This is a genomic window from Psychrilyobacter sp. (assembly GCF_037132775.1).
GTDB lineage: Bacteria > Fusobacteriota > Fusobacteriia > Fusobacteriales > Fusobacteriaceae > Psychrilyobacter.
The window spans coordinates 37,261-44,728 of record NZ_JBAHZY010000121.1; the positions used below are offsets into that span (position 1 = coordinate 37,261).

Annotated in this window: 8 protein-coding genes; all 8 read right to left on the reverse strand. The window is 31.7% G+C overall.

All coding sequences use genetic code 11. The features are described from left to right. Positions 1-172 precede the first annotated feature (172 nt). Positions 173-2,677 carry a DegV family EDD domain-containing protein gene (locus tag V5784_RS08095; protein ID WP_336888525.1) on the reverse strand — a complete coding sequence of 835 codons (2,505 nt, stop codon included), beginning with the start codon at positions 2,675-2,677 and terminating at the stop codon, positions 173-175. 51 nt (positions 2,678-2,728) lie between these two features. Beyond that, complete coding sequence (locus V5784_RS08100) at positions 2,729-3,250, reverse strand: HAD family hydrolase (RefSeq protein ID WP_336888526.1); 522 nt, start codon at positions 3,248-3,250, stop codon at positions 2,729-2,731. Between the two features lie 11 nt (positions 3,251-3,261). Continuing rightward, entirely contained in the window at positions 3,262-3,810 is a 549-nt protein-coding gene (locus tag V5784_RS08105; protein ID WP_336888527.1) for a cupin domain-containing protein, read from the reverse strand. A 6-nt stretch (positions 3,811-3,816) separates the two neighbouring features. Further along, a complete protein-coding gene (locus tag V5784_RS08110) occupies positions 3,817-5,013 on the reverse strand; it encodes a CinA family nicotinamide mononucleotide deamidase-related protein (protein ID WP_336888528.1) in 1,197 nt (398 codons plus the stop codon). Positions 5,014-5,023: 10 nt separating this feature from the next. After that, a complete protein-coding gene (locus tag V5784_RS08115; protein ID WP_336888529.1) occupies positions 5,024-5,521 on the reverse strand; it encodes a phosphatidylglycerophosphatase A in 498 nt (165 codons plus the stop codon). A 126-nt stretch (positions 5,522-5,647) separates the two neighbouring features. Continuing rightward, positions 5,648-6,226, reverse strand: coding sequence for a dephospho-CoA kinase (gene coaE / locus V5784_RS08120; RefSeq protein ID WP_336888530.1), 579 nt, complete (start codon positions 6,224-6,226; stop codon positions 5,648-5,650). 162 nt (positions 6,227-6,388) lie between these two features. Continuing rightward, a complete protein-coding gene (locus V5784_RS08125) occupies positions 6,389-6,589 on the reverse strand; it encodes a hypothetical protein (protein WP_336888531.1) in 201 nt (66 codons plus the stop codon). 172 nt (positions 6,590-6,761) lie between these two features. Further along, positions 6,762-7,283 (reverse strand): GNAT family N-acetyltransferase, encoded by a 522-nt coding sequence (locus V5784_RS08130; protein ID WP_336888532.1) that lies wholly within the window; start codon positions 7,281-7,283, stop codon positions 6,762-6,764. Positions 7,284-7,468 lie beyond the last annotated feature (185 nt).

Sequence of the window (7,468 nt, forward strand, 5' to 3'; positions counted from 1 at the left end):
AATTGAATTTTTACCTACCTTTTTTTGTATAAAACAAAGAGTTTAAATCACTTATTGTTTTATTTTTTTATGCCATCAAATGAGTTCGATACATTAATAAGAACAATTTATAGAGTTTATTAAAAAATAACAAAACTAAATGATCTAGTTTTTTTACCAGATCTTTTAGTTTTTATTTTATTTTTGGATAGATTGCCATTCCAAATAATGGTCCTGTATGGGACCCAATAGTTGATCCGATTTCACATCTCGATTGATAATCTACATTATCATATTTTTCTACGAATTTTCTAAGTTCATCTGCATTTTCAGATTGATGCTTAGTCCCGCCCCATCCTGTGTATAGAACTATCGATCCATTTTTAGACTCCTTTTTTAGAAGTTTTTTCATATATCTCATGGCACCCTTGTCTCCAATAGCTTTTGTTTCATTATGAACTTCTCCATCTTCTACTTTAAGAATTGGTTTGATATTAAATACCCCTCCTATTATAGAAGATGCCTTACCTATCCTTCCACCTCTTTCAAGATATTTCAATTCATCCACAACAAAGTAGATCTTACCTTTATCTCTCATCTCTTCTATATTTTCTATGATTGTCTCAAAAGATTCCCCTTCTTTAGCCATCCTAGCTGCTTCTAAAACCAGGTGTCCAGATCCTAACCATGCATTTTTAGAGTCAACTATGACTATATCCTTTTCCTCCAATAACATTCCACGAGCTACCTTGGCAGCCTGCTGTGTTCCACTTAACTTACTGGAAATCAAAATTGTTATTATCTTTTTATACCCTCTTTTCAATAACCTTTGATATAAATTTTTAAATTCTGCTGGAGAAGGTTGAGAAGTTTTAGGTACAACTCCCTCGGTTATGATCTTATTCCAAAATTCTGTTTTAGATATATCTACCCCATCTTTATAGTATCTATCCCCATCAAATTTTATTTTTAGAGGAATTATATTCACCGATAGATCTCCAATAAGTGCCTGTGTCAAATCCGAAGTAGAGTCTGTAATTATTGCTATTTCAGGCTGATTTGGATCTTTATTTACTATATATATATAGTAATGATAATTATCCTGTTTCCCTATATATTCCTCATGTTTTACCCCTTTTGTATTTATAATAGCCAAGTTTCCTTCATCCGTACTTTCGTTTCCTAATACTGCAAATATATTTAAAGTATTCTCATCTATATTTCCCTCATATAGATCGAATATAAGATCCTTTATATCTTTATTTTCATACATAATCTTTCCATTTACCAAAGCTATATAGTTCCCCTCGGTAATAATTAGATCTCCTACCTTTGTATTCCTTACAGCTTTTGTAATCTCAATAGATTTATTTCTTCTAGCATCTTTCACTACTTGTTCCAAATTTCCTGACTTATTTTCTACATAAAAATTTCCCTCTAACATAGTCTTAGTCTCATAAATTTCTACATTTTTAGTTGCTCTTTCAACGACTATTTTTGCAGCCGAAATAATATTTTTATTATTTGGTAAAAGCACTATTTCCTTTGCGTCTATTTTAGCTATTGCCATTTCCATATCTGCCACACTTGGATTCTGTCCTTGCCCGCCAATAAGTACACAGGTAGCTCCAGATTTGATGAATAACTCTCCCATTTCATAGGTATCAGCTATGGCAAAATAAGCTTTTTTTTCTGTATTTTCATTTTGAATCATCACGTGCGCTGAGTTTTTATCCGTTAAGTCTTCCTCTGCTAGGTGTAAACTTCTATGTTGTAATTCCATATTATCTATCTTGATATTATCTAATCCACCGTATTTCATAGCTACCTCTAATACAGCTCCAGGATTGTTTGTATGGATGTGTGTTTTAGTTTTTGTGGAACTTTGAGCTACTACCATTGAATCTCCCAGTCCTTTTATCTCTTCTTTTAGATCTTCTAGGTTAAATTTTCCTGCTTGTACAATAAATTCAGTACAATATTTAAATTCAATATCAATATCAATATTGGTAGCTCCTAACCTTTCTCTTCTATGAGCCTGACTTTTCACTATTCTTTCTAAATCTTTTAACATCTCAGGATCAGTTATTGATTTTTCAAATCCTTCAATAAGATAGAAAACACCCATCCCACCTGCATCTACAACTCCTGCTTCCTTCAACTTCAATAATTGATTTGGAGTTTCCTCTACAGCTTGGTAAGCTGCTTCTTTTATATATGAGAGGTATGGAACAAAGTTATCCTTTGGTCCATCGTATTCTTTCGCTTTTTCAGCTATAACTCTAATTACAGTAAGCATAGTCCCTTCTACAGGGTTACTTACAGCTTTATAAGCCAATTTAGAAGCCTGTTCAAAAGATCTTGTTATATCATCTATATTTAGTTCTTTCTTATCTTCAAATCCATTTAAAAATCCTTGGATAATTTGAGATAAAATCGTCCCTGAATTCCCTCTAGCCCCTAACAATACAGCTTCCGATACTAATTCACAAAATTCATGCATTGTAGGTTCATGATTTAATTTTACCAATTCATTCTCTACTGCCTGCATAGTCATAGACATATTTGTCCCTGTGTCTCCATCTGGTACAGGATATACGTTTAAGTCGTTTAATATATCTGCATACTTAGACATCCATCTACTACCTGCTATAAATAACTTAATTAATCTCGTAACATTCAAATGTTCTATCTTCATAATTCTACTCCTTCTTTTTAGGCAGGCACAAGACTCTACCCCTACATTTTTCTATTTTTTACTCTTGTAGCTATCTATAATCTGGCTCCATATTCCATTTGCTCTTAATATTGTTTCTATAAATTCTCTTACAGCACCATGTCCACCATTATATCTACTTTTAAAATGTGAAAACTCCTCTATATCTGATACCGCATCTGCCGTTATTCCTACATAACTTGCTCTCATCATAGCAGGGATATCATTGATATCGTCCCCCATATAAGCCACATTTTCATAAGTATAATCATGCTTTTCAAGGAGTTTATCCAAGATAGCAATTTTATTTCCTATCCCTTGATATATATCTAAAATCCCTAATTCTGAGGCTCTATATTCTACTATTTTAGAGGTTCTTCCAGTTATTATAGCTACTTTTATCCCATATCTTATAGCCTGAGCTATAGCCATCCCATCTTTTACATCAAATGACTTTGTCTCTATTCCATTGTTATCATATGTGATCTTTCCATCGGTCATGGTACCGTCTACATCTAAAATTATTATCTTTATTTCTTTTAAATTTAGTTTCATCTTTCACCACCTTAAAATGTTGGAGGAGTTACTACCCATATTGCCCTCACTAATTTATCTCCCGGATTTCTAAATTTATGTTTTTGAGTAGATTTAAAATATAAACTATCTCCCTCATCTAATATATAACTCTTACTTTCAATCTGTACTTCTATTTGTCCTTCAAGAACAAATATAAACTCTTCACCATTATGAGTATAGTAATCTCTTCCACTCTCCCCTCCAGGTTCAATTTCATATAGTATTGGTTCCATATGTTTTTCTATATCCGAAGTAGTCAATAATGATATCATTGTTTTAGAACCTATACTCTCTACCTTATTTCTTTCGTTTTTTCTTACTACATCTGTATCTTTTTTTCCATCATCTTCCTCTATCAACGAACTTACTCTTACATCCAATTCATTAGCAATTTTCTTTAAGTTTTCGATAGATGGAGATGCCTTACCTTGCTCTATTTGAGATAAAAAACTAGCTGATAAGTTCACTTTAGAAGCTAGCACTCTCAGAGAGTATCTCTTATCTTTTCTACATTTTTTTATTTTTTCTCCTAGTGCCATCTTACCTCACCCCTTTAAAATTTTAAGTACTTCAAACATTGCTCTCATCATGGTAAGTCTTCTTATTCTTTCCCTATTTCCACTAAAGAGATATTTTTTTATGTATTCTTTTTCCCCTACAACTACCCCGATATATACAGTTCCGACTGGTTTTTCTTCTGTTCCGCCATTTGGACCCGCTATCCCCGTTATAGCTATTTTTACGTCTGTATCTAATCCACCTAACATCTCCTTACAAGTTTCATAGGAAACAGCTCCATGAACGTCTAAAGTCTCCGTCTTTACTCCTAGTCTAGTTCGCTTAGATTCATTACTGTAGCACACTATTCCCTCTTTAAATACACAAGATATTCCATCTACCTCGATAAATTTTGAAGCTATCATCCCCCCTGTACATGACTCTGCAAGAGATATATGATATTTTTTTTCCTTTAAATATTTGTAGATTACGGTTTCTAACCTCTCCTCGTCTTCACCTATCACATTTTCACCTATTATTTTATATAGACTTGATGTTATTTTATCCACACTAAGTTTATTAGTACTTATCGTTTGTAGTCTTATTATTATACCATAATCTTTTACTAAGAACTCATAATGAATTCCCTTTACCTCAAATAAATGAATAACTTGAGTTTCTAATACTGATTCCGGGATCCCCCAAACTAAAATATCTTTTATATAAATACTTTTTTTCAGTTCCCCCTGGGATACCAGTAATTTTAAAAACTTAGGAAATAAATTATAAAGTTCTCTGGGCACTCCAGGAAATGCTACTATTTTATCTATATATATCCCTTTACACATCCCTACATCATTAATAATCGTTTGACTTCCATATGGTTTTTCAGCTTCCCTAAGATTTTTATCTTCTAGTATAAGTTTATAGGAGTCATATTTTTTCTTTAAATCTATATAATCTTCTCTGTCTACCACTAAGTCTACATTTAAAAATTTAGAGATAGCTGATTTTGTCAAATCATCCATCGTCGGACCTAATCCACCACTCAATATAACTAAGTCTGATTTTGAATTTCCATATTCTATGGCTTCTATAATATCTTTTATATTATCACCTACCACCAATTTATGTCTTATCTCTATCCCATATTTATTTAGTTCTTCTGCCATATATATACTATTGGTGTCCACAGTCATTCCGTTTAGAAGTTCTGTCCCTACCAATATAATCGTTGCATCCATATTATTTCTCCTAGAAAATTATTGTCATCAACATTATCAGTAAGAAATTCGCCACAACTCCTGCTAAGAAATCATCTAAAACTACTCCTAATCCATATCCATAATGCTGTGATTTATCTATGGGACCTATCTTAGTTATATCAAAAAATCTGAACAATAAAAATCCTAAAATTACCGCTACTATTGTTTCTTTATATCCCACTGGGTTAACTAAAAACATTGTAACCATAAATCCTAAAACCTCATCTATCACTATATTTTGCGAGTCTTTTTCCTTGAAAATCTCCCTTTCACACCTGTCTGATACATATATTGACAGGGCAAAAAATCCCATTAAAAATATAAAATAAAATGAGTTATATAATCTAACATCAGCTATTATTAATCTAAATGAGTTCAACATAAAAAATAACGGTATTGCACCTAGTGTTCCCATCGTTCCTGGTGCTTTAGGTAGATCTCCTAACCCAAACCAAGTACCTAAGCCTCTTACTACCTCTTTTTTCATAATCTTCTCCTCCATTTTTTATATACAAACTAACACCGCATGGGTGCTTCAACTAGTCATTATAACATATTTTAACTTTGAACTCAAAGTAGAGAGGCTTTCATTTAAAAGCTACTTCTACTTTAATTATTTTATTAGTTGACTATATATTAGTTCAACTTTTTTTAATAATTCCTCTAAGTTTTCATTATTTTCAATATATAGGTCCGCTTTATTTAATTTTTCCATCATGGGCATCTGGACATCAATTATTTTCTTTGCCAAGGCCTCCTCTAGCCCATCTCTGGTTTTTATCCTCCCTATTTGAATTTCCTCATTGGTACATACCACTAATACCTTGTCACAAAGATACTCTAGCCCTGTTTCATAGAGAAGAGGAATATCTAGTACTATCAACTTCTCTCCTCTATTACTTTCTATCTCTTCTATTATTTTCCCCACTATAACAGGGTGCATTATATTATTTAAAAGTTCTCTTTTTTTCTTATTCTTAAATATTATTCCCCTTAGCTTTTGCCGGTTCAAATGACCGTTATCTATTATCTCAGAACCAAAGTTTGCCTCTAACTTTTTCAATACTTCCAAAGAGTCTGAAACTTCCTTTGAAATTTTGTCTGCATCTATTATATAGCTACCTAATTCTTTTAATTTTTTACTCACTGTACTCTTTCCATTGGCTATTCCACCTGTTAGCCCTAAAATCATAAATTTCCTCCCTTTTTCAAGACATTTTTTTACTTAAACTAAAATCTGAATTTTTATTCACTCCTATAGGTTATCACTACCTATTATACCTCAAATTAATAAATAAATTCCAATATCTTATGGCAACTTAAAAAAGCCCCAGCAATTGCTAGAGGCTTTAATTTATAATTTATTATGTAAACTGTTACTAGTGCTACACTTACACCCTAGAGCTACCTCGATACATTGCTTCTCATCTATATATCGCACTTCCCATCCTATACATTCAGGATCGCCGTCATCAAATTTTATAACTTCTTTCTTTCCCATCTTTAATTTTTCCTCTGTTGTTCCTATTGATTTTAAAAAATTTTCTTTTGTCATATGTTTTCATCCTCCCGGTATACTCCATACAAACTAATAACTAAAAAAGGTTGTTCAAAACCTTCCTTATCTATATATTTTTTTATTATGCTAACTTCATGATTAAATATTTTTAAGTTTGAATTTGAACTTATTATACCATATTTTTATGAATTATTTACACTACCCTTTTTTATCCTCTAAACAATCCGTAATTAGATTTCGAAATAATTTTTTCATCTGTTTTATAATACCCTTTTGAGTCTCCCTCAAAAAGTAGCCCTGCTTTCTCTAAAACCTTCTTTGAACCTATATTTGTAGAGTAACAATTAGCTTCAACTCTATGAGCTTTCATTTTCTTAAAGGCGTATTCAATAGCTAATTTAGCTATGTAAGTTCCAATTCCTTTTCTCCAGAATTCTTCTGTTATTTGATACCCTATCTCAAATACTCCTTCATTCATAGGATTTCCCATAATTCCATAGTTTCCAATAAATTTATTAGTACCTTTTTCTCTTAAGATATAGACCATACTACTAGGAGTTTCAGAATTAGCTATAATTTCAGCCATAGGCTCAAAATATCCTCTATACATCTCTTCTGGTGCAGGTGCGAAAGGAAGATATATCCACATATTTGGATTATTTAACATCCTAACTATGTCATCTATATCTTCTTTTTTTAATGGTGTAATTATTATATTTTTGAATTTCATTTTTGACCTCCAAAACCTTAATTTTTATAAATTATTATAGCATAGAATATAATGGTCGTATAAATTCATACAAAGAGTGTTTAACCTTAAGCAAAAAAATAGGGTATAATTTAAGAAAACAATATGGGGGATTTTGATTATGAATACACGAAAAACTTACTCTTCTAAGTTTAAATTTAAGATCG